At 62.3% G+C, this 22,592-nt stretch carries 17 protein-coding genes and 2 pseudogenes; 8 read left to right on the forward strand and 11 right to left on the reverse strand.

What is annotated here, in order from left to right; translation table 11 throughout:
- The first annotated feature begins 23 nt into the window (after positions 1 to 23).
- The 5 genes and pseudogenes from SB822_RS27565 (at position 24) to SB822_RS27585 (ending at position 6,671) form a co-directional block, all read left to right on the forward strand.
- Complete coding sequence (locus SB822_RS27565; protein ID WP_086915431.1) at positions 24 to 956, forward strand: hydroxymethylglutaryl-CoA lyase; 933 nt, start codon at positions 24 to 26, stop codon at positions 954 to 956.
- 120 nt (positions 957 to 1,076) lie between these two features.
- The gene (locus SB822_RS27570; protein WP_079500940.1) at positions 1,077 to 2,435 is read left to right on the forward strand and encodes a citrate/2-methylcitrate synthase; all 1,359 of its coding nucleotides are present in this window, start codon (positions 1,077 to 1,079) and stop codon (positions 2,433 to 2,435) included.
- A 347-nt stretch (positions 2,436 to 2,782) separates the two neighbouring features.
- Positions 2,783 to 4,231, forward strand: a complete 1,449-nt coding sequence (locus tag SB822_RS27575) for an MFS transporter (protein ID WP_410856104.1) — start codon at positions 2,783 to 2,785, stop codon at positions 4,229 to 4,231.
- Between the two features lie 91 nt (positions 4,232 to 4,322).
- Positions 4,323 to 5,039: pseudogene (locus tag SB822_RS27580) on the forward strand (IS6 family transposase).
- A gap of 750 nt (positions 5,040 to 5,789) precedes the next feature.
- Positions 5,790 to 6,671, forward strand: coding sequence for a lipid A biosynthesis lauroyl acyltransferase (locus tag SB822_RS27585; RefSeq protein WP_236674155.1), 882 nt, complete (start codon positions 5,790 to 5,792; stop codon positions 6,669 to 6,671).
- Positions 6,672 to 6,777: 106 nt separating this feature from the next.
- Here the strand turns inward: SB822_RS27585 and SB822_RS27590 are convergent.
- Together SB822_RS27590 and SB822_RS27595 are read right to left on the reverse strand one after the other, a co-directional pair.
- Positions 6,778 to 7,153, reverse strand: a pseudogene (locus tag SB822_RS27590) (DDE-type integrase/transposase/recombinase); the annotation flags it as partial.
- Positions 7,105 to 8,037, reverse strand: a complete 933-nt coding sequence (locus SB822_RS27595; RefSeq protein WP_086915430.1) for an alpha/beta hydrolase — start codon at positions 8,035 to 8,037, stop codon at positions 7,105 to 7,107. The pseudogene SB822_RS27590 and the gene SB822_RS27595, both read right to left, overlap by 49 nt.
- Before the next feature lie 408 nt (positions 8,038 to 8,445).
- Here SB822_RS27595 and acs point away from each other — a divergent pair, with 408 nt between their 5' ends.
- A complete protein-coding gene (gene acs, locus SB822_RS27600) occupies positions 8,446 to 10,428 on the forward strand; it encodes an acetate--CoA ligase (protein WP_410856105.1) in 1,983 nt (660 codons plus the stop codon).
- Positions 10,429 to 10,630: 202 nt separating this feature from the next.
- Entirely contained in the window at positions 10,631 to 11,545 is a 915-nt protein-coding gene (locus SB822_RS27605) for a LysR family transcriptional regulator (protein WP_007737111.1), read from the forward strand.
- A 21-nt stretch (positions 11,546 to 11,566) separates the two neighbouring features.
- Here SB822_RS27605 and mdcH read toward each other — a convergent pair whose 3' ends face one another.
- The 9 genes from mdcH to mdcA form a co-directional block, all read right to left on the reverse strand.
- Complete coding sequence (mdcH, locus tag SB822_RS27610) at positions 11,567 to 12,499, reverse strand: malonate decarboxylase subunit epsilon (protein ID WP_079500943.1); 933 nt, start codon at positions 12,497 to 12,499, stop codon at positions 11,567 to 11,569.
- Positions 12,496 to 13,173 (reverse strand): malonate decarboxylase holo-ACP synthase, encoded by a 678-nt coding sequence (locus SB822_RS27615; protein WP_079500944.1) that lies wholly within the window; start codon positions 13,171 to 13,173, stop codon positions 12,496 to 12,498. The genes mdcH and SB822_RS27615 overlap by 4 nt, the downstream gene beginning before the upstream one ends.
- Positions 13,174 to 13,196: 23 nt before the next feature.
- Positions 13,197 to 13,964: a malonate transporter subunit MadM gene (gene madM, locus SB822_RS27620; RefSeq protein ID WP_007737117.1), complete on the reverse strand. Its 768-nt coding sequence runs from the start codon at positions 13,962 to 13,964 to the stop codon at positions 13,197 to 13,199.
- A gap of 14 nt (positions 13,965 to 13,978) precedes the next feature.
- Positions 13,979 to 14,374 carry a malonate transporter subunit MadL gene (gene madL / locus SB822_RS27625; protein ID WP_007737119.1) on the reverse strand — a complete coding sequence of 132 codons (396 nt, stop codon included), beginning with the start codon at positions 14,372 to 14,374 and terminating at the stop codon, positions 13,979 to 13,981.
- A gap of 165 nt (positions 14,375 to 14,539) precedes the next feature.
- On the reverse strand, positions 14,540 to 15,355 hold the full coding sequence (gene mdcE / locus SB822_RS27630) for a biotin-independent malonate decarboxylase subunit gamma (protein WP_007737122.1): 816 nt from the start codon (positions 15,353 to 15,355) through the stop codon (positions 14,540 to 14,542).
- Entirely contained in the window at positions 15,352 to 16,203 is an 852-nt protein-coding gene (locus SB822_RS27635) for a biotin-independent malonate decarboxylase subunit beta (RefSeq protein WP_007737124.1), read from the reverse strand. Before SB822_RS27635 ends, mdcE begins: the two co-directional genes overlap by 4 nt.
- Positions 16,204 to 16,208: 5 nt before the next feature.
- Complete coding sequence (locus SB822_RS27640; RefSeq protein WP_410856106.1) at positions 16,209 to 16,517, reverse strand: malonate decarboxylase subunit delta; 309 nt, start codon at positions 16,515 to 16,517, stop codon at positions 16,209 to 16,211.
- An 8-nt stretch (positions 16,518 to 16,525) separates the two neighbouring features.
- On the reverse strand, positions 16,526 to 17,431 hold the full coding sequence (locus tag SB822_RS27645) for a triphosphoribosyl-dephospho-CoA synthase (protein ID WP_086915425.1): 906 nt from the start codon (positions 17,429 to 17,431) through the stop codon (positions 16,526 to 16,528).
- On the reverse strand, positions 17,431 to 19,092 hold the full coding sequence (mdcA, locus tag SB822_RS27650) for a malonate decarboxylase subunit alpha (RefSeq protein WP_079487266.1): 1,662 nt from the start codon (positions 19,090 to 19,092) through the stop codon (positions 17,431 to 17,433). Before mdcA ends, SB822_RS27645 begins: the two co-directional genes overlap by 1 nt.
- 540 nt (positions 19,093 to 19,632) lie before the next feature.
- Between mdcA and SB822_RS27655 the strand changes: the two genes are divergently transcribed.
- A complete protein-coding gene (locus tag SB822_RS27655; RefSeq protein ID WP_410856107.1) occupies positions 19,633 to 22,584 on the forward strand; it encodes a molybdopterin-dependent oxidoreductase in 2,952 nt (983 codons plus the stop codon).
- The last annotated feature ends 8 nt before the right edge of the window (positions 22,585 to 22,592 follow it).

Genomic DNA, 22,592 nt, shown 5'->3' on the forward strand with positions numbered 1-22,592 from the left:
AATCTATCTGAAGGAGCGGTGACATGAGAGAGAAGGTAGCGGTATGCGAAGTGGGGCCTCGCGATGGCCTGCAGATGGCGCACGACATCATGCCGACGGAGCTGAAGGCGCGCTGGATTGCGGCCATTGCGCAGGCGGGTGTCGGCGAGATCGAAGTCGGGAGTTTCGTGCCGCCCAAGCTTGTGCCACAGATGGCGGACACGGATGCGATCGTGAAGGCCGCGCTGCAGCAGCCGGGCCTGCGCGTGATGGCATTGGTGCCCAATCTGCGCGGCGCACAAGCGGCGTATGCGGCGGGCGCCCATGGAGTCGGCGTGCCCGTTTCGGTGAGCGAAGGCCACAGCCGGTCGAACACGCGCAAGGGCACAATGGAGCAGGTCGCGGAAGTGCGCCGGATCGTCGAATGGGTCAGGGAACAGGAGCGGCCGATGGCGATCGAGCCCGGCTGTGCGACCGCGTTCGGCTGCGCGATCGACGGCGTGATTCCGCTGCAGAAAGTGATCGAAACAGCCGTGGCGCTGGCTGAAGCCGGCGTCGATGCCGTCGCGCTGGCCGACACGGTCGGCTATGGCAATCCGGCGCAGGTGCGAAAGATGGTCAAGGCGGTGCGCGCCGAGATCGGCGACCGGCTGACCAAGCTGCATCTGCACGACACCATGGGACTCGGGCTCGCCAATGCGCTCGCCGGACTGGAAGAGGGCATTCGCTCGTTCGATTCGGCGCTGGCGGGCCTCGGCGGCTGCCCGTTCGCACCGGGCGCGTCGGGCAACATCGTCACCGAAGACCTGGTGTTCATGCTGGAGAGCATGGGCTTCGATACGGGGATCGACCTGGACCAACTGATCGCCGCGCGCGATCTGCTGCATGAAGGCGTGCCCGCCGAGCCGATGTACGGGCAGGTGTCCAAGGCCGGCATTCCGAAGACGTACCGTGTGCTCGCACCGCTTCATGCGTAGCGAGACCGTCAGTCCGTGTAGGGCTACTGGCATAACCGGATTGTGAGCTCACAGGCATTCGATTATCTTGTCGGTCACTGTGCCCCCGTACGGCGTCCCGCCGTCGGCAAGGAGACCGAGGTGCAACGGAACCGACAAGACGGCGCGGCAGTCCCCGTGCAAGCGGCCGGCGATTATCTGACACGCGCCGAAACGCTCGCGCTGCTTCAGATCAAGCTGCAAACGCTGTATGCCTACGTCAGCCGCGGCTTGATTCGCAGCGTGCCGCAGGGCGACAAGGGCCGCCGGCTGTACTCGCGTCAGGACGCCGAGCGCATGAAGTCGCGCGCCGATGCGCGCAGCGGCCATGCCCCCGTTGCAGCGGCCGCGATGCGCTGGGGCGAGCCCATCATCTCCAGCACGCTCACGGAGATCACCGCGCAAGGACCGCGCTATCGCGGCGTGGGGGCGCTCGACATGGCCCGCGACGGGCAGACCTTCGAAGCCGTCGTGAAAGCGCTATGGAATACCGGTGACGAGCTCACGCTGTCATGGCAACCCTGCGCCCGCACGCTGCGCTTTGCCGACGCGTGGCCGCGCATCGCTGGCATGCAGCCTCGGCGCGAACTCGTACGGTTCTTCGCCGACATCGCGTTGCGCTTCGGCAGCGAACATCTGCGCGGGGCGCGCTCATCCGATGCGCAGTTCGTCGCGGCGAGCCGGATGATCGCGACGATGGCGCATTGTCTCGTCCATTTGCGCCGTTCGCACGATAGTGCGGCGACGGCTGTCGCGCGCAAACGCGGCGGCGGGCTGTCCGCGACGCTGCTCGCCGTGCTGGGCGGAACGGTTTCGCCGCAGCACATTGCCGCGCTCGATGCGGCCCTCGTGTTGTGCGCCGATCACGAGCTCGCGCAGGCGACCTTCGTCGCGCGCATTGCCGCGTCGGCGGGCGCCGATGTCGGCGAATGCGTCGCGGCGGCGATCCTGACGCAAACGGGGCTCACCTCCGCGCGCTCATACGAAGCCACCGAAGACCTGCTGCGCGCCTGCAAGACGACGGTGCAGGCACAACGGCTGTTCGAAGAGCACCATGCGGCCCACGGGAGTCTGCCGGGCTTCAATCATCCGCTGTACCCGGAAGGCGACCCGCGCGCCCGCTATCTGATCGACGTCGCGCGGCGGCTCGAGGGCCGTCATCCGTCCGTCGAGCCGCTGTATGCGGCGCTGGACATCGCGGCGACGCATGGCTGTCTGCCGAGTCTCGAATTCGGCTTGACGTTGCTCACGATCGCATTGGGTCTGCCGCCGCGCAGCGCGTTTTCGCTGTTTATCATCAGCCGCACGGCGGGGTGGCTTGCGCATATTGTCGAACAGCGCAAGTCGGGCGCGCTGATCCGTCCGCGCGCCGATTATCTGCAGGCGCGTCCGGCTTCGGATGATGCAGAGGACCTGCTGCCCGTCGGCGGCGCGATGCTGGCGGCGCAATCGCCTTCCTGACTGTCGCCTCGTCGAACGCTGCTACCTCAACGGCCCTGCGCGGGCCGTTTTTATTGCATGCGTCGATCGTCGGGCGCCGTTCGCGTCGTCGTGCAAATAAAGCGAAGTTGATTCAACGATCAAGTATTGTGGGCCATCGCGCGCGTCACTAGACTGGGCTCTACTGAAAGGGAATAGCAGCCGGACTGGTGGATTGGAGAGGGGCGTGTCAGGGGAGCTGATTGCGTCGCGCTCACGATCACGATGTCTCGAATGAAAATAATTAGTATCCCGACATGATTGTCCCAGTCGATGTGGGGCTCAGCATTGAGCGACCATCCAGACAGGGCGCACAGGAGGAAGACACGATGAGCACCCCGAACAGGGCGATTGGCGCCGATGTCGTCGGCTCGCTTGAAAGGGCGGACTATCCGTCGCGTCCCATCACTGCGGGCTCGGTGACCGCGCGCTTCGACCGGCTGCCGATGACTGCCACCATGTGGAAGCTGCTCTTGCTCGTCGCGCTCGGCGGATTCTTCGAGCTCTATGATGTGTACTTCGCGGGTTACATCGCGCCGGGCCTGTTTCACTCGGGCATCCTCACGCCGACCACGCCGACCTTCTTCGCGATGAACGGCCTCGCCGGTTTTCTCGCATCGCTGTTCATCGGCCTGTTCATCGGCACGATCGTCTTCGGCAGTCTCGCGGACCGCTTTGGCCGGCGCCGCGTGTTCGCCGCGTCGATGCTGTGGTACTGCGTCGCGGCCATCATCATCGCGTTCCAGGACACGGCGCTCGGCCTCAATGTATGGCGTGTCATCTGCGGCATCGGCGTGGGCGTGCAGTACGTGACCATCGACTCCTACGTGTCGGAGCTGACGCCGCGTCACGCGCGCGGGATGGCCTTTGGACTCGTGTACGGCGTCGCGCAGATATGCGCACCGTTGATCGCGTTCCTGGCATGGGTGCTGGTGCCCATCGCACCGTTCGGCTTCGACGGCTGGCGCTGGGTGATCGCGCTTGGCTCGGTGGGCGCATTGCTGGTCTGGTATCTGCAACTGCGTCTGCCGGAATCGCCTCGCTGGCTCGCGCAGAAGGGCCGCGTCGAAGAGGCCGAGCGCGTCATGCAGATGATCGAAACCCGTGTGCGTAACGAGTACGGCAAGGAATTGCCCACACCCGCCGAAGCGCCCGAAGCGGACGAGCAGAAGGGCACGTTGCGTGAAGCCTTCAGCCCGCAGTATCGCAGTCGCACGCTGATGCTCGTCGTCGTCAACTTCTTCCAGACTATCGGCTATTACGGCTTCGTCAGCTGGATTCCGACGCTGCTCATCGCGAAGGGCATCCTGGTGACGCGCAGCCTCGAATACACCTTCCTGATCGTGCTGCTCTATCCCATCGCGCCGTTTATCGTCATGCTCGTCGCGGACCGCTTCGAGCGCAAATGGCAGCTTGTGTGGAGCGCGATATCGGTGGCGGTGATCGGCGTGATCTTCTCGATGTTGAAGGCGCCGGGCTGGCTGATTGCCGTGGGCATCGTGCAGACGCTGGTCGTCAACTGGCTCTCGACCATCGTGCACACGTATCAGGCGGAATTGTTCCCGACTCGCATGCGCGCGGGCGCAGTGGGCTTCGTCTATTCGTGGAGCCGCCTGTCGTCGATCTTCGTCGGTTTCTTCATCGCGTTCTTCCTGCGCGAGTTCGGCCCCGGCGGCGTGTTCGCCTTTATTGGCTGCGCAATGACGATCGTCGTGCTTGCGGTCGCGCTGTTCGGACCGCGTACCACGGGCCTTGCACTCGACGATATCGCTCGATGAGTATCAAGGCGTCCGCCGCAATTTGTGGAAATCCTGACACGCCTCGCGAGGGCGTTGTCAGGTTGTTCTGGTCATCGCGTAAGATGGTGCGATGAAGAAATCAAAGTCGCTGTATCAGGGTCACCGTTTCCCCGCTGGTGTTGTCAGTTGCGCCGTGCGTTGGTATTTTCGCTTCCAGTTGAGTTTGCGCGACATTGAGGAGTGACTCTTCGAGCGCGGCGTGGTCGTGACGTACGAGACGATCCGATGCTGGTGCGACAAATTCGGTGCAGGCTTTGCTCGCCACGTGAAAGCTGCCCGACGCAAGACAGGCAGCACCTGGCATCTCGACGAGATGTTTGTGACGCTGCGCGGTGAGCCTTACGTGCTTTGGCGTGCGGTTGATGAACATGGCGCCGAGCTCGAAATCCTGTTGCAGAAGCGACGCGACAAGGCCGCCGCCAGACGCTTATTCAAACACGTGCTTCGTTCGTGTCCGGTGCCACACAAAATCGTCACCGACCAGCTGCGCAGCTACCCGGTCGCGAAGGCGGACATCCGCGAACTGGCCAACGTCAAGCATGTGTTCGTTAAGGCGGCGGCCCGGTTAAACAACCGGGCCGAGAACAGTCATCAGCCAACGCGCGAACGGGAGCGTCGCATGCGGGGCTTTCGCGAGCGCAAACGCACGCAGGCATTTCTATCGAGCTTTGGTTTGATCCGGCAGCACTTCGCACTCAAACGACATCTGCTGTGTGCTTCGCTGTATCGAAAACAACTCGGCGAACGCTTTGCCGCGTGGCATCGATTTACTGAGCTCACCCGCTAAGGATGCGCCATCTGCTGGTTGCGCGGCTGAAGGTGTGGTGACCGACTGGGTCGAATTTTGACCAACCGCCCGGACTGACATAGTTCTCTCCAAACGTTTCGCCGCTTTTCGGCAGGTGGCCTATCGGCAACCCGCACCAGTCACTTGCGCAGAATATTTTTTCGAAACTGCCAATCGGTTAAGGTCGCGTTAATGTTTGACGCGTACACTACGGCAGTGGACCTTCGGCTTATGGCGGCATGACAGTCGTCCTTACAACGGTCGCATGTTCCTTACCGGCAATTCCAATTCAGTAAATGACTGGCTGCCTGAGCGCAAGCTAGTCGAAGATATAACCGGAGACCCTTCAACGCATCATGCAAGCAACGCCGGTTGCGAGGCAATTAGGCCATCCGCTCACGTAGAGTCACCGTCGGATTGTTGGTCCACGTGTCGACGTCAACTAAAACTGCCGGGGCGGCAGAAGTAATTGTCGCGCCAGACACCTGTCTGTTACTCGTGGGGGGCAAGCCAGGATCCGCGCCCTTTACAGGCCTTTCACGTCCCGGCGCCAATCTTCGTCGCTTCCATCAAGCGTCGCTTGGACAGCATCGGGAAGTCGGTGTAGGAGTTTGACTTTCGCCCTATCGATGCTTTGCTTCAGTGTGGTACGCCAGGACAGCGACATCGCCTTGGCCGTCTTACCTGATCAACGTTTGTGGTCAACGAACAGAGGCGTTTCAGTTGGCATAGCCGACCGCCACACAGGAGATGGTCTTGCAACAAATCGGTCATTTGCTCGTCGTCGCTTTACTGCGCACGCTCTCAATACTTCCGTACCAATGGGTCGCGAGGCTTGGCAGTGGGCTCGGCGCGGCCCTGTATACGATTCCTGGCCGTCGCAAACATATAGTCCTTGTCAACCTGCGTCTCTGTTTTCCGGAAAAGACGACACGTGAGTGCGATGAGCTTGCAAGGGAACACTTCCGGCACGTCGTCCGCAGCTATCTCGAACGAGGCATTCAATGGTTTGGTAGCGCCCAAAGAATAAGAAATATTGTCCAGGTCCAAAGCGCGATTGATCTCGAAGACAGGAATGCTCCGCCCACCATCTTTATGGGGTTTCATTTCGTGAGCATCGAGGTTGGGTGCATGCTTTACTCGCTGAAGATGCCCGCCGCTTCCTTGTACACGCACATGTCCAACACGCGACTTTGCGATCTGGCCAGACGGCAGCGCGGCCGATTCGGCGCAGAGATGATCGAACGCTCGACCAGCGCCAGGAAGATCGTGAGACTCCTTCACGAGGGCAAGCCGGTCATGCTTGCCGCGGACATGGACCACGGCATCGAAAACTCTGTTTTTGTGCCTTTTTTTGGCGTCCCAGCGTGCACGCTGACTTCTGTTTCTCGACTTGCGAGAATGGGGCACGCACGCGTTGTGCCGTTCGTCACGGAAGTACTGCCGGATTTCAAAGGGTATCGGTTGAACGTTTTTGCGCCGCTCAGCGATTTCCCATCGGGAAGCGATACGGATGATGCGCGTTGCATGAATGCGTTTCTTGAGACCCAGATACTGAAATTTCCTGCCCAGTACTACTGGGTGCATCGACGCTTCAAGCATCGTCCACAGGGCATGCCCGCGGTATATTGATTGTGCGATGCGCACAGTTCTTTTTTATGTTTTCCGGCAATCTGTCGAAACGGCGCTGTCACGTTAAATTGTTCGCGACGCAATAGTAGAGAGGGCACATGTTTGCTCAGAATGCGGGCGGATCTTGGGCGGCCTCAGTGAAACGATGCCAGGCGGCAAAGTGTGCGGCGAGTTGTTTGCGATAGAGTGAGGCGCGTAGCAGGTGTCGCTTGAGCGCGAAGTGCTGCCGGATCGGACCGAAGCTCGATAAGAAAGTCTGCGTGCGTTCAGGCTTCGCGGAAGCCACGCATGCGTCGCTCGCGTTCGCGCGTCGGCTGATGACTGTTTTTCGCCCGGTTATCGACCCGCGCGCTGGCTTTGACGAAGACGTGTTTGACGTGAGGCAGTGCGGGAATCCCGGCTTTCGCGGCCGGATAGCTGCGTAGCTGGTCGGTCACGATCTTGCGCGGTGCCTCAGCACACGAGGCAAGCAATCGCCGGAATGCGCATCGATAAACGCAGACACATCGTCGAGGACGGGTGCGACCGTGATGACAGACGAGAGCGCGCGAATCGGGCGCGCGAGGCTTCCGACGATGATTGCGTGGTTCACTCCTGTATAACGTTCCAGGGTGAAGCGGTCGTGGGCGGACTCGAGTCGCGCAGCGAAGCGCGTCGTATTGCCTGGATCAACTGTGCGATCCGCTGTGCCGACCCCCAACCAGATCGGCGGCTCGGATCCGTTGACGTGATTGATCGGCTGGCTGTCTTCTCTCAGTTCGGCTGGAAAGATCGTTTTCAGATTCTCGTCCCGCAAGGGAAGGAAATCGTACGGACCGGCCAGCCCGATTGCGCCTGCAAGTGAATGCGCGTCGATGCCGTATCGCATCAGATAATGCCGATCCGTTGCGAGCAGCATCACAATCTGCGCGCCGGCTGAATGTCCCATCAGAAACATATGCTGCGGGTCAGCGCCAAAGTCTGCTGCGTGCGTGTGCGCCCAGTCGACCGCTGCGGCTGCGTCCTCGATAAATCCCGGAAAGATTGTGTCGGGATAGAGCCGGTAGTCAGGAATTACCGTCACGTAACCGCGCGACGCCAGCGCCTCTCCAACAAACCGGTAATCACGCCGATCACCCGTTTGCCAGCTGCCGCCATAGAAGAAGACCACCAGCGGTCTCGGCGTGTCTGCTGATGCAGATGACGTCGGCACATAGACGTCAAGAGCGTGCCGGTCGCCACTTTCATATGCGAGTGCAGTATGCGCCGAGTAACCGGTCCGCGGTACGAGCGCGTCAATGAGCTTGACGGGACTGCATGCCGCGAACGTTGCTGCCGTCGTGACGGCCAACACCAGACATCGCGACCGCATTCTGATGGTTTTCATGAGGGGGCCTCTCGACAGAACGGCGGGCTAGCGCCCAAGCTTGTTTATACGCGTGCCGAGATCACGCGGATGCGAACGGCGCCGAGCCAATCGGCAACAAAACGTTGTGGTCTGCTGGCCCTCATGAAACCATACGAGGAACATTCCATGCGCAAGCTACGACCGACGTTCTGGAAAATCGGGCTGCTCGCTTCCAACCTTAATCGTTCAACACGTGGATCAACAAGAAGCCTGGAATTTCGCGCAGGCTAACCATCCGTCATCCTGGTTAATTGATCCGCAGATGGGGCGCGGGTTACTTTACGAAAAACCCAGCGTCACCACCGGCCCAGAATCGCCGCGCGCCCGGCTCCACGCCAGGCCAGTGAAGGGGGATAGCGCGCATCAAGCCCATTCGAAGGAGACACCATGCACGACATCAAATCAATGAAACGAGAGATTCCCGTTTTTGAGGTGCCAGACGCGTTCTCGAAGCGGGCGACGATCGCAGGTATGGGCGTCTACAACGCGCTGTGCGCAGAAGCAGAAAGAGACTACGAAGGATTCTGGGCTCGCCTCGCTCGCGGTAATCTTTTTTGGTCCAGACCGTTTACGCAGGCTCTGGACGAGAGCAACGCGCCATTTTATCGATGGTTTGGTGATGGTCAGCTCAACGCGTCGTACAACTGTCTTGACCGCAATCTGCAAACCGGGAACGGCGACAAAGCCGCAATCCTGTTTGAGGCAGACGACGGTGCATTAACGCGCGTCACATATCGCGAGCTGCATGTCAAAGTCTGCCGGTTCGCAAACGCGCTGAAGAGCCTTGGTGTCTCCAGGGGCGACCGTGTCGTCATCTATCTGCCGATGTCGATCGAAGGCGTAGTGGCCATGCAGGCTTGCGCTCGTATTGGAGCGATCCATTCGGTGGTCTTCGGAGGTTTTTCGGCGAAGGCACTGCAGGAGCGTATCGCCGATCTCGGTGCGGTTTTGCTGATCACGGCGGACGAACAGATGAGGGCGGGGAAGGTGCTTCCGCTCAAGTCCATCGCGGACGAGGCGCTCACGATGGGAGGCTGCGAGTCCGTGCGTCACGTAGTGGTTTACCGGCGGACAGGCAACAGGATCGAATGGATTGAAAATCGCGATCGCTGGATGCACGAGATTTCGGCGAGCCAGCCCGAGACATGCGAAGCCGAACCGGTGGACGCCGAGCATCCCCTCTTTGTGTTGTACACGTCCGGTTCCACCGGCCGTCCTAAAGGCGTACAACACAGCACCGCCGGCTACCTGCTCTGGGCGATGCTCACGATGCAATGGACATTCGACATCAAGCCGGAGGACGTGTTCTGGTGTACCGCAGATATTGGCTGGATCACGGGGCACACGTATATTGCATACGGGCCGCTCGCGGCGGGCGCAACGCAGGTCATGTTCGAAGGTGTGCCGACGTATCCCAACGCGGGCCGCTTCTGGGAAATGATCGAGCGCCACAAGGTCAGCATTTTCTATACCGCGCCGACGGCGATCCGCTCGTTGATCAAGGCAGCCGACGCGAATGCACAGGTGCACCCCAGCCGCTATGACCTGACGAGTTTGCGTCTGCTTGGCACCGTGGGCGAGCCAATCAACCCAGATACGTGGCAGTGGTATCACCATCACATCGGCAGCGATCGCTGTCCAATTGTCGACACCTTCTGGCAGACCGAAACCGGCGGCCATATGATCGCGCCTTTGCCCGGTGCGACGCCGCTCGTGCCGGGCTCGTGCACGCTTCCGTTGCCGGGCATCATGGCCTCGGTGGTCGATGAAAGCGGGCAGGCATTGCCGGATGGGAGTGGCGGAATCCTTGCGATCCGGCGCCCATGGCCGTCGATGATCCGCACGATCTGGGGCGATCCTGAGCGATTCCGGCAGAGTTACTTTCCCGCGGAACTTGGAGGTAACCTCTATCTCGCTGGTGACGGAGCGATCCGCGACAAGGACAACGGCTACTTCACGATCACGGGTCGCATCGACGACGTGCTCAACGTTTCCGGACACCGGATGGGGACGATGGAGATTGAATCCGCGTTGGTGGCCCACCCTCTGGTGGCCGAGGCCGCCGTAGTGGGTCGTGCCGATGAAGTGACCGGGGAGGCCATCTGCGCCTTCGTGGTGCTCAAGCGCGAGTGTCCGTTGGGCGGCGAAGCGCGGCAACTCGCTGGCGACCTCCGAAAATGGGTAGGCGAGCAGATCGGACCGATTGCCAAGCCGAAGGACATCCGGTTCGGAGACAACTTGCCGAAGACCCGCTCGGGGAAGATCATGCGGCGACTGCTACGCTCGCTGGCTAAAGGTGAAACAATCACCCAGGATGTCTCGACTCTCGAAAATCCCGCGATTCTGGAGCAACTGGGCGAGGCGTTCTAGCGTCGACGTATACTGAGGGATGGTATCTGTGCCCTCGCGTTCGCACACGATCAACGAGTCACCATGGCAATCCCCGCCTCTCCCCGGCAAAGCAGAATGAGCGAACCATCGCCGTCTGAGCGCCGAAGGATGCGGGGTAACGCTATTGACACCCGTTAGCGCGAAACGATAACTCTCAATTCCGACACATCCAAAGCCCGAGATGCGCGACCGAATCGACGATGAGATCACCTTTCGCAAGCTGGAAGTCCTGCTCGCGTTCATGGAGACGGGCAACCTGTCGAAGGCGGCCGAGGTCCTGGACGTCAGCACGGTCAGCGTGCACCGGGCGTTGCATTCGCTCGAACAAGGCGTGCGCTGCGCGCTGTTCCGGCACGAGGGCCGCAATCTGAAGTCGACGGAAGCCGCACAGATGCTCGCCGACGTGGCAGAAGAAGTGCTCACACTGATGTCCGACGGCATTCGCGCGACGCGCGAGGCCGCGGGCTATTCGTCAGACCGTCTGAAGATCGGCTCGCTGTATTCGCTGACGATCAAGACCGTGCCGGGCATCATCATCGACCTGAAGGTGCGTCGGCCAACCCTTCAGGTCGAACTCGTGCTCGGGTCGAATGCCGAGCTGCTCGACAAGCTGAAGCAGGGCGCGGTCGATGCGGCGCTAATGGCAGTGGCCGAGGGCGAGCCTGAAGTCGATTCGTTGCCGCTCTTCGAAGACGACATCTTTTTCGCGGCACCCGCAAACTCGCGCTTTGCGAATCAGCAAGCGGTCGACCTGAGGGATTGTCGCGACGAGACATTCGTGTCGCTTGGCGAGGGTTTCGTCACTTATCACGGCTTTCGGGACGCGTTTCGTGTGGCGGACTTCACGCCGAACGTGACGATGAAGGTCGGCGATATCTTCTCGCTGATGAATCTGGTGAGCGGCGGGGTCGGCTATACGCTGCTGCCGGGCCGCGTGCGCGGCGTGTTCGGCGACAAGGTGCAATTCATTCCGCTCAAGCCACAATACCTGATGCGTCAGACCATTGGTGTCAGCTATCTGCGTGCGCGTGAACGCGATCCGAACCTGCTTGCGCTGATGGCGGTCTGCCGTCTGCGAACCCGCAACGCCGATTGAAGGTCATTCGGCGTTCGGCCGTCATGCGTGCGAGCGTTCGCGCTCGATCAACATACAAAGATCGGGTAATGCGGTCTCGCTGCTGCTGGCCGCGATGCCTTCATTGAAGGTTGCGCGGGTCATGCGGGTCAATACGTTGCCGCACGGCATCTCGATTACGAGGCGGGCGCCGCGCTCCCACGCGAGCCGCATCGTGTCGAACCAACGCACCTGCTGCGCCATGTTGCCGGCAAGATCGGCCGAGATGCGTGGGCCGTCGAACAGCGGCCGCGCCGCGCTGCTGCTCAGATACACCGCGCGAGGCGCATGAACGGTGACGTGCGCGAATGCTTCGGCAAGTGCAGCCGCTGGCTCATCGAGCAATGCGCAATGGGATGGCACGGCGACGTCGAGCCGCTCGCAGCGTTGCGCGCCGTGTTCCAGTGCAAGTGTATTGAGTTCATGCATTGCGGCGTCGCTGCCGGCAACCACCATCTGTGTCTCGGCATTGAGGTTCGCGAGAAAGACTGGCGTGGCCGCGCGGTTGATCTGTGCGATCAGCGTTTCGAGCGGGCGCTGCCTGAGGCCGACGATCGCCGTCATTCCATAGCCGCTCGGATAAGCGCGTTCCATCAACTGGCCGCGCAGTGCTACGAGCCTGACCGCGTCCGCGTAGCGCAGTGCACCAGCTGTCACTGCGGCCGGATAGGCGCCGATCGACAGACCTGCGACGATGTCCGGTTCGTAGCCGTACGCACTGAACACACGCGCCTGCGCGACACCCGCGATCAAAAGGCATAGCTGAACGGCGATGGTCGAGCGCAGCGAAGCGACGTCATCGAGCGAGCGGACATCGTAGCCGAGCGTATCGCTAGCCTCTTCGAGCGCGAGGGACGTTTCGATGTGATCCGGCAGCGCATCGAGCATGTCGCTTTTTTGCGAGCCCTGGCCGGGGAAGGTGAACAGGATGCTCATGACGGTTGCGATAGAGACGGGGCGTGAGCAGCCCACGGGTTGGCGACAAGCATTGGCCCCTGACCCGTCTTCAACAGCACGCGGTCTGTGAGTCCCGCCCATTCGGCGAGTGCAAAGCCGGCGTCGCCGGTATCGACCTGCATGTCGACGCGTGCGCCAGCAGCCTGAAGAACAGAAAGAATCGAGCGCGCATCGTCGCGAGACAACGGCTTCGCGGCGCGCAGCAGCAGATCGAGGTCGCTGTCCGGTCGCAGTGTGCTGATGCCGCTTGCCAACGCGAAGCCGACGCTGCCAGTGATGCCCCACGTCAGCTGCAAGCGGTCGAGTTCAGGCGCAACGCGGTTCAGCGCGCTCACGCACGGCAGCTTCGCTAAGCCGGCATGACGGCGCCAGGCCCGTGCTTGCGCAAGCGATTCCGGTGTGACATGGCGCTGGATGCGCTTGCGCGGCACGCAGGCGGCGAAGCGCTGGCTGCGTTCATGTCCGCGCAAGCCGACGGGCACCAACCCATCATCGATAACCGTTTCGCGACGCACCACAACCGGGGCAAGAGTCAGCCATTTGCGCGTGGCCCATGCAGGCACCGGTGAAGTCGATCGAACGTCATGCGGGTCACCGATCCACAGCAGATCGTGCGGGCGCAACGTTGCGTCAGTGGCTCGAGCGGTGCGCATGCCGATTTTCCTGGAAGCGACGCTCACGGGTTCACCAGCGCTCTCGTCGCAAAGAACAGCACCGACGGTCCGAGCAGACAGCCGACGCCCGTATGAAACGTCGCGATCAACGCGCCATAAGGCACGAGCCGCCGATCAGTAGCGGCAAGCCCCGCGCTGACGCCGCTTACAGTGCCCGCAAGGCCGCCGAAGATCATCGCGGAGCGGGGCGTCTTCAGCCCCATGAAGTTAGCCGCGATCGGCGTGCCAATCATGACGATGATCGCCTTGATCAGGCCGGTCGCGATGCTCAGCGCAATCACGTCGGAACTGGCGCCGATCGCCGCGCCTGTCACCGGCCCGACGATGTAAGTGACGGCGCCCGCACCGATGGTCGTCATGCTGACCGCGTCGGTGTAGCCGAACGCATGCGCGATGCTCGCGCCGACGATGAACGGCAACAGCGTGCCGAGCAGCAGCGACACCGCGCCGATGAGCCCGGCCTTGCGCGCCTCATTGGCCTGCACTTCGAACGCGGTGGCGACGATTGCGAAATCGCGCAGCATGGCACCACCCATCAGGCCTACACCGGTAAAGAGCGGCAAATCCGCGAGACCTTTCTGTCCGCCCGTGAAGACGCCGCCTAACCACGCGAGCACCAGGCCGATCACGATCGCGATGGCCGAACCGTGCACGCGTCCGAAGGTGAGTTTGCGCGAGATCAAAGACGACACCCACATAATCAGACCCACCAGCGCGAACGAAGTCACGAGGCCGTTCTGAACCAGTTCTTTTTCGAGCATGTGCAACATGATGGACTCCTGATTCAGATTTCTTCGAGGTGGGGAGCGTTCACGAACGAGGTGCTGTCGCGACCGGTACGGGAAAGAACGGCGATGCAGCACGCGCAAACGGCTGCCGCACCGAGTGCCGAAAGCAGCGCGACGGGACCTCCCTTGATCGCTGCCACGACGTTCTGGTTCGCGGCCATCGCGACGACCACGGGGATATACAACGCGCCCCAGAAGCCGACGCCCGCTTCTGTTTCTTTCGGCAGCAACCCTTTCCCGTGCAGATAGAGGCGCAAAAAGATCAGCAGCAGCATCGCGATGCCAACGCCACCGACATTCGTCTTGACGCCGATCGCGACCCCGAGCAGGTCGCCGAGAAAAAGTCCGGCCAGATGGCAGAACGCCAGTAGTGCGGTTCCGTAGATGATCATGTGCTGTCTCCTGTCGACCAGAGTTGACGCTTTAGCGTCTTACTCTGGTCCCATGCAAGTTGATTGCGATGTTTGCTTTATGGACCACTGATGGGTCGGTACCGGCTGATGAGCGTGCCCCGGCGCGGCATCTGATGCCGCATCGGGGCAGAGGTCATGGCGGGTTCAACGCCATTGCTCGCGCAACTTTTGCCGCACGGTCGCGGATGCCGCGCGGTGCGGGCTTGCGAGCCGCCCGGCGAGGCCACGCGACGGGTCGGCTCGAATGTCGTTGAGCGCGTCGTACAGCGTCTTTTCGATCGTCGTCTGGTCGGCGCCACTGGGTGCATCCGCGTTGCTCACGTGAAGGAGCTTCCACAGCAGCCCGAGCGACGCGTAGTTGTCGATGTCGTAGGCCATGGGCGGTACCTTCGCGGCAAACGCTTCGAGATCGGCCACCGTGCGCAGCGTGATGCGCGCGGCGGATTCCTTGCCCATCGCGTGCACCATCACCTGCGGATCGGCGAGCGCGATCAGGCGGTTCGCCTGGTAGCCATGCGCGAGAAACGCGCCCGACACCGCGCGCCCGACGATCAGCCCAATCACAGGATGACCGGCCAGACGCGCACTTGCGTATGCATCGGCGGCGCCTGCCAGCGCCTGGTGGATCCCGTAGGCTTCTTCGCGCCGTCCATACGCCTGGCTCTGGACATCGATGATCGCAACGATCGGGCGCTTCTCTTCGCGCGCCGCATCGGCGTCGATCACCTCGCGCACCGCGCGCGCGAGTTCCCATCCTTCGATCAGCCCGACCTCGCCGCCGCGTACGCGCGGGAACGGATTGTCGGGAGTGGGCACCACCGCGATATAGCGGGCCGGGTGCTCGCCGAGCCGCGCATCGACCACCCGTACTGAGGACGGAAAGCCGTGCTGCAAAGGTGCGCTGTAGGTGAGCGCGTCGAGCCAGACGGCGCCCCGCGCGGAAAGCTGCTGTGTGCTCATGAATTGAACCCCTTGCCGTAGATCGCTACCACTTGTTCAGGTGTGGCCTGCACGCCCGGATCAATCTCAGAAAGCCGTTGCAGAAAGCCGGTGACCCGTTCGCTGCGGCACACGGCCGGACGTCCCGCGCGAAACAGCTCGATGACGGCCGCTCGGATCGCATCGGTATCGTCGGCTGCGTACACGTCGACGAGACCGGTGCGATGACGCTGCTCGCAGCCGGTGAAGCTCCAGATCATCGGCCGGTCGCGGGAGTCAAACTCGGCGATGCCGGCCTCCTGTTCGATGACAGCCGGCCCGTTGAGGCCGAGCCGTGCTTCGCGCGTGCCGATCAGATAGCTGCACAGCCCTGCCGAGATCGACATGCCGCCGTAGCAGCCGATCGGACCGGCGGTGATGCCGATCACCGGCTGATAGCGGCGCAAGTCGACGATCGCAGCGTGAATCTCCGCGATCGCGGCGAGCCCGAGATTCGCCTCCTGCAGACGCACGCCACCCGTCTCGAACAGGATCACCGCGCGTGTCGGGATGCCGTTGCGGTTGTCGTCGGCGGCGAGTTCGAGGCTGCCCGCGATCTTCGCCGCCGACACCTCGCCCATGCTGCCGCCCTGGTAGCCACCGTCGATTGCGAGCACGACAGCGGGCTGGCCGTCGATCAGTCCTTTGGCGACCACGGCGCCGTCGTCAGCTTGCGTGACGATCCCTTGCCGCGCGAGCCAGGGTGAACGCACGCGCTCGAACGGATCGAGCAGTTCATTGAAGCTCCCTGCATCGAGCAGTCGCTTCGCCCGGCTGCGCGCGTCGAGCTCGATGAAGCTCTGACGCTCGAGCAGTTCCTGTGTATCCATGATCGTTATGCTCCGCCCGTTGATTGCAATTGTTCCAGCACCTGGCCGATGCGCATTTGCACGACACCAGGTGTCGCGCCGGAATCGTTGATTTCGAGCTTCGCGGCCGGCAGCGAGCCGTCGCCGAAGATGCGTTCCAGCACCGCCTCCCAGACACGGGCCTTGCCGTCGACGGAAGTCGTGATGTTCACGACGGTAAGGTGCGCCGCGTTGGCTTCGAGCAGGACTTCGAGGTCGCCCGACGCGACCACGCCGGCCACTGCACGGCGTTGCGCGGGTTGTGCCGCCGGGAATTCAAATACGATGGTTTCCATTCGCTTTCCTATGTGTTCGTCGTATTGGGTTTCGTCGTCGCCGGGGCTTCGACCTGAAGCCGGTCGAGAAAGAGCGTGGCGGCGAGCAGATCGGCGGCGCCGCCGGGCGACACGTGCAGCTCGACGAGACGGCGATCCAGTGCCTTCAGATCACGGCGGCCGGACAGAGTAGCGGCACCACCGTGCGCAAGGACGCGCCGCGCACCGCTTTGCATCTCGGCGAGTGCGCTGCGGCCCCCGCGTGCAAGCACACAGGTGTCGTCGAGGCTCGCCATCACCGCGAGCAGCGCGTTCAACCTGGCGGCCGTCTCGCTGTCGCCGCGCTGGCGCGAGCGGACGAGCTCCGGCAGCGCGACTTGCACGACGTGCGGGAAACCGGCCTGCGCCTGTCCGCGTGCGCCGCCGACGTTGTATTCGATGCGTGCCTGCTCGCCTTTGTGGCCGGTTTGCAGCGGCGCGTGCCGGTCGGCGATCCGCGCGATCTCGGCTGCGCGTGCGGCGATCGCATCGGCTGCAAGGTCGTCCGGCTCTCGTGCGGCTGCCGTCACCAGCAGGCCGAGCGCCCAGATCGCGCCGCGATGCGTGTTGACACCATGCGTCGCGTCCATCATCCGTGCTTCGCCATCGCGGCCGATTGCGCCGATGCGCTCACGCAATTCGGGCAGCGGCCGCGTTTCGATACCGGCCTGAGCGAGTTCCACGAAGGTCAGTTGTAGGGTCAACGCCGATTTGCACATGAGCTTCCAGTCGAGATCGTGATGCGCGCCCTGACTGCGGATATCAACGAGTCCGGGTTTCGGCGCGAGCGTCACTTCATCGATCAGCGCGCCGACCACCTGTGCGCCGAAATCCCCGGCGAGGTCGGATGAAGCGCGTTGCAGTGGCGAATGGATTATTGCGAGGTTCTCGCGCATCACCAGCTCCGGTAACGTGCGGGCGGCTCGTACAGTCCGTCCGACCAGTCAACGAGATCCGCGATGCTCTTCGCGGCAAGCAGCGACCGGTTCGCTTCGCTGCGGTGAACGCCGAGGTCCTCGGGCAGGGCGATCAGACCGTCGCGCCGCAGTGCCGCCCGCTTCTCTGCGCTGCTCGAAAGGCCGATCGGCGTCACACCCGCGACGGCCGCGATCATTTCCTTACGTTGTTCGAGCGAACGCGCCTTGTACAGATACGCAATGCCTTCCTCAGTCAGCACATGCGTGACGTCGTCGCCGTAGATCATCACCGGCGCGATCGGCATGCCCGTTTCGCGTCCGACTTCCACCGCGTCGATCGTCTCGACGATGGTCGGCTGGCCGCCCGCCTGAAACGTCTCGACCATTTGCACAACCAGCTTGCGGCCGCGCTCGAGCGGGCTGTCGGTTTGCAGCAGATCGAGCCAGGCAGGCGTCGCGTGGCGGCGGCCATGCGGATCGTGGCCCATGTTCGGCGCACCGCCGAAGCCGGCGAGTCGCCCATGCGTGACCGTCGACGAGTTGCCCGCGCCATCCATCTGCAGCGTCGAGCCGATGAACATGTCGATCGCGTACTGGCCGGCGAGCTGGGACATCGCGCGATTCGAGCGCATCGAACCATCGCGGCCGGTGAAGAAGACATCGGGCCGTTGCGCGACATAGGCTTCCATGCCCAGTTCGCCGCCGAAGCAGTGCACGCTGTCGACCCAGCCGGTTTCGATTGCGGGAATCAGCGTCGGATGCGGATTCAGCGTCCAGTGGCGGCAAATCTTGCCCTTCAGCCCGAGCTTGTCACCATAGGTCGGCAGGATCAGTTCGATTGCGGCAGTGTTGAAGCCGATGCCGTGATTCAGCGATTGCACCTGATGCCGTTCGTAGATGCCTCGAATCGCCATCATCGCCATCAGTATGTGGACGGGAGTAATCAGGCGCGGGTCCCGCGTGAATAGCGGCTCGATAAAGAATGGCTTGTCCGACTGGACCACGAAGTCGATCCACGAACCGGGAATGTCGACGCGCGGCAGGTCTTTCGGATCGTCGACGATTTCGTTGACCTGGGCGATCACGATGCCGTCGCGAAACGCCGCGGCTTCGACTAGGGCAGGCGTGTCTTCGGTGCTTGCGCCGGTATAAAGATTACCGTCGCGATCCGCCTTGTAGCCGGCGACCAGCACGACGTTCGGCGTCAGATCGACGTACAGCCGGCCATACAGTTCAGCGTACGTGTGGATCGAACCGATTTCGAGGATGCCGTCCTGCAGGAATTGTGAAATGCGCAGGCTTTGCGCGCCGGCGAAGGCGAAGTCGAGCTTTCGGGCGATGCCACGCTCGAACAGATCCAGATGCTCGGCACGGCTCACACTCGGGATGATCAGGTGCAGGCCATGAACGATTTCCGGGTCGACCTTCGCGAGCGAGCGCGACAGGAAGTCGGCCTGCTTCTGGTTGTTGCCCTCGACGACCACGCGGTCTCCCGGGGCAATCAGGTTTTGCAGGACTTCGACCATGCGGTCGGTGGGCAGGACCGCGCCGTCGGCGATCGATGCGACGCGGGCGATGCGACGTTGCTTCTCCGCCCGGCGCGTGGCCCAACGGGAGGGAGGCTGATTTTGACTCGACATGTGTGCTCTCGCTGAAGACATGAGGCGAGTCTAGGGAGCGAGGGGCACGCATTCAATCACGTTCGGGGTGTGACTGTTATCCCCAGGGTAATGATCATTCGCACAGAACGGCGAAAAATGGGCGATGCGCTGGTGACAAGCCCGCCCTTTGCGTTCGGATTGTCGTTCATGGTTCAAACAAACCACCTGCTCCTCGATTGTACGTAGGGGTTTTCATGGATGGTGGCTGCGACGCACGTAGTCTGCGAACTGATGTGCCTGTTCCGGTGCCGCGCAAGGAATGCAAGGGCACGAAAGGAACGAAAGGAACGATCACCCGAGACCTCATTCCGTGGCGAGCGTGAAGAGTTCGCGCGCGTGTAATGGCCGATGCCATTGTGTGATCTATCGGCTACCGCGATGATTTGGATTCGAAACGGCGATTTTTCTTTGGTGCACGTCGCTCTTAGCATGGAGAGACGAGGTACGGAATCTGGCAAGCGACGTTTCGCTACTCATGGCGCGAGTTCGCCGGGAAAGAGCGATTTGAAGGAGGTGAGGATGGAGCACAAAGCCCGCACGCAAAACGAGAAGCTGGAAGTCAAGACGACGACCTGCTACATGTGTGCCTGTCGATGCGGCATCCGCGTGCATTTGCGCGACGGTGAGGTGCGCTATATCGACGGCAATCCTGATCATCCCCTCAACCAGGGCGTGATCTGCGCGAAAGGCTCGTCGGGCATCATGAAGCAGTATTCGCCCGCGCGTCTCACCCAGCCTCTGATGCGCAAGCCCGATGCATTGCGCGGCACGGCGCAGTTCGAGCCGGTGTCATGGGACGTCGCGTTCGACGTGCTCGAAAAGCGTCTCGCGCATATCCGCGCCACCGACCCGAAGAAGTTTGCCCTCTTCACCGGCCGCGACCAGATGCAGGCGCTGACGGGCCTGTTCGCCAGGCAGTTCGGCACGCCGAACTACGCGGCTCACGGCGGCTTCTGCTCCGTCAACATGGCGGCGGGCATGATCTATACGATGGGCGGCTCGTTCTGGGAGTTTGGCGGCCCCGATCTCGATCGCGCGAAGCTCTTCTTCATGATCGGCACGGCCGAGGACCATCACTCGAACCCGCTCAAGATCGCGATTTCGAAGTTCAAGCGCGCGGGTGGCCGCTTCATCGCGATCAACCCGGTGCGCACCGGCTACGCGGCGATTGCCGACGAATGGGTGCCGATCCGTCCGGGTACGGATGGCGCGTTATTCATGGCGCTGATGCGTGAGCTGATCGAAAGCAATGCGTATGACCGCGAGTTCGTGGAGCGCTACACGAATGCGGGCGAACTGCTCGACATGCGCGAAGACAGCGATACGCAGGGTTTGTTCGTGTGTGACGAAGACGCGCAGGCGTGTAACGCGATGTTCCCGCAGAACCACCTGTGGTGGGACCCCGTCAGCCAGCGCGAAGTGCTGCATCACACACCGGGTGTGCGTCCGGCGCTCGAAGGGCGCTATGCGCTTGCGGACGGCACGCCCGTCGCCCCGTCGTTTGTGCTGCTGCGCGAGCAGCTTGCCGATTGCACGCCTGACTGGGCATCTGGAATCACGGGCATTCCCGTCGACACGATCCGGCGCCTTGCGCGCGAAATGGCCGATGTCTCGCGTGACCAGAAGATCACGCTGCCGATCCAATGGACCGATGCGTGGGGCGAAACGCATGAAACCGTGACGGGCGCGCCGATCGCTTTCCACGCGATGCGCGGACTCGCCGGACATTCAAACGGCTTTCAGACGATACGCGCGCTGGCCGTGCTGATGTCGCTGCTCGGCACCATCGACCGGCCGGGCGGCTTCCGTCACAAGTCGCCGTATCCGCGCGCGGTGCCGCCGTCGGCCAAACCGCCGAACAGCCCCGACGACGTCAAGCCGAATACGCCGCTCGCGAACGGGCCGCTCGGCTGGCCTGCAGGCCCCGAGGACCTGTTTATCCACGACAGCGGCGAACCCGTGCGCATCGACAAGGCATTCTCGTGGGAGTACCCGCTCGCCGTGCATGGCCTGATGCATAGCGTGATCACGAATGCATGGCGCGGCGATCCGTACCCGATCGATACGCTGCTGATCTTCATGGCCAACTTGGCGTGGAACTCGTCGATGAACACCGTCGAAGTCCGCAAGATGCTCGTGGACCGCAATGAAGACGGCGAGTACAAGATTCCGTTCATCGTCGTCTGTGACGCGTTCCAGTCGGAGATGACGGCATTCGCCGATCTGATCCTGCCCGATACGACGTACCTCGAACGCTACGACGCGATGTCGATGCTCGACCGTCCGATCTCCGAGTTCGATGGTCCCGTCGATTCCGTGCGCGTGCCCGTCGTGCCGCCGACAGGAGAATGCAAGCCGTTCCAGGAAGTGCTCGTCGAACTGGCGAGCCGCCTGAAGTTTCCGGCCTTCACGACGCCCGACGGCAAGCGTAAGTATCGCGACTATCCGGAGTTCATCGTCAATCATCAGACTGCGCCGGGGTCGGGCGTCGGCTTCCTGATCGGCTGGCGCGGCAAGGACGGCAAGGATGTCCTTGTCGGCGAGCCAAATCCGAAACAGTGGGAAGAGTACGCGAAGCACAACTGTGTCTATCACTACACGCTGCCCGAGACACTGCAGTACATGCGCAACTGCAACGGGCCATACCTGGACTTCGCGGTAGAGAAGGGCTTTCGCAAGTTCAACACGCCGATCGTGATCGCGTTGTATTCGGACGTGATGCAGAAGTTCAGGCTCGCCGCGCAGGGCAAGACGAAAGGCCGGCAGCCGCCCGAGCATTTGCGCGCGCGGATCGCGCGGTACTTCGATCCGCTGCCGAGCTGGTATCCGCCGCTCGAACACGGCACCACCGATCACGCGCGCTTTCCGCTCGCGGCCATCACGCAGCGTCCGATGGCGATGTATCACTCGTGGGACTCGCAGAACGCGTGGCTGCGCCAGATACACGGCGAGAACTATCTGTACATGAATCCGCGCACGGCCGCCGCGCAAGGTATCGAGGATGGCGGCTGGATCTACGTCGAATCGCAATGGGGCAAGGTGCGTTGCATCGCGCGCTACAGCGAGGCCGTCGAGCCGGGCACGGTGTGGACGTGGAACGCGATCGGCAAGTCGGCGGGCGCGTGGAATCTCGGCCCCGATGCCAACGAATCGCAGCGTGGGTTCCTGCTGAATCACCTCATCACGGATGAGATTCCCGTCGACGACCTGCGTCATGTCCGAACGTCGAATTCCGATCCCGTGACGGGGCAGGCCGCCTGGTACGACGTACGCGTGCGCATCTATCCGGCAGAGGCGGACGCCGACCACACCTTGCCGCAGTTCGCGCCGATGCCTGCCTCGATGCCCGGCATGGTCGGCACGGAGTCGGGTGGGATGATCCATCGCATCGTGCAGACCTATTTCGCGGGCCGCGGCGAGTTCGCGGCGCGGCTGAAAGCGGTGCAACGAAAGACGACGCAACGCAACTGAACGGGGAG

This window comes from Paraburkholderia sp. SIMBA_054 (genome assembly GCF_046534875.1).
Lineage (GTDB): Bacteria > Pseudomonadota > Gammaproteobacteria > Burkholderiales > Burkholderiaceae > Paraburkholderia > Paraburkholderia hospita.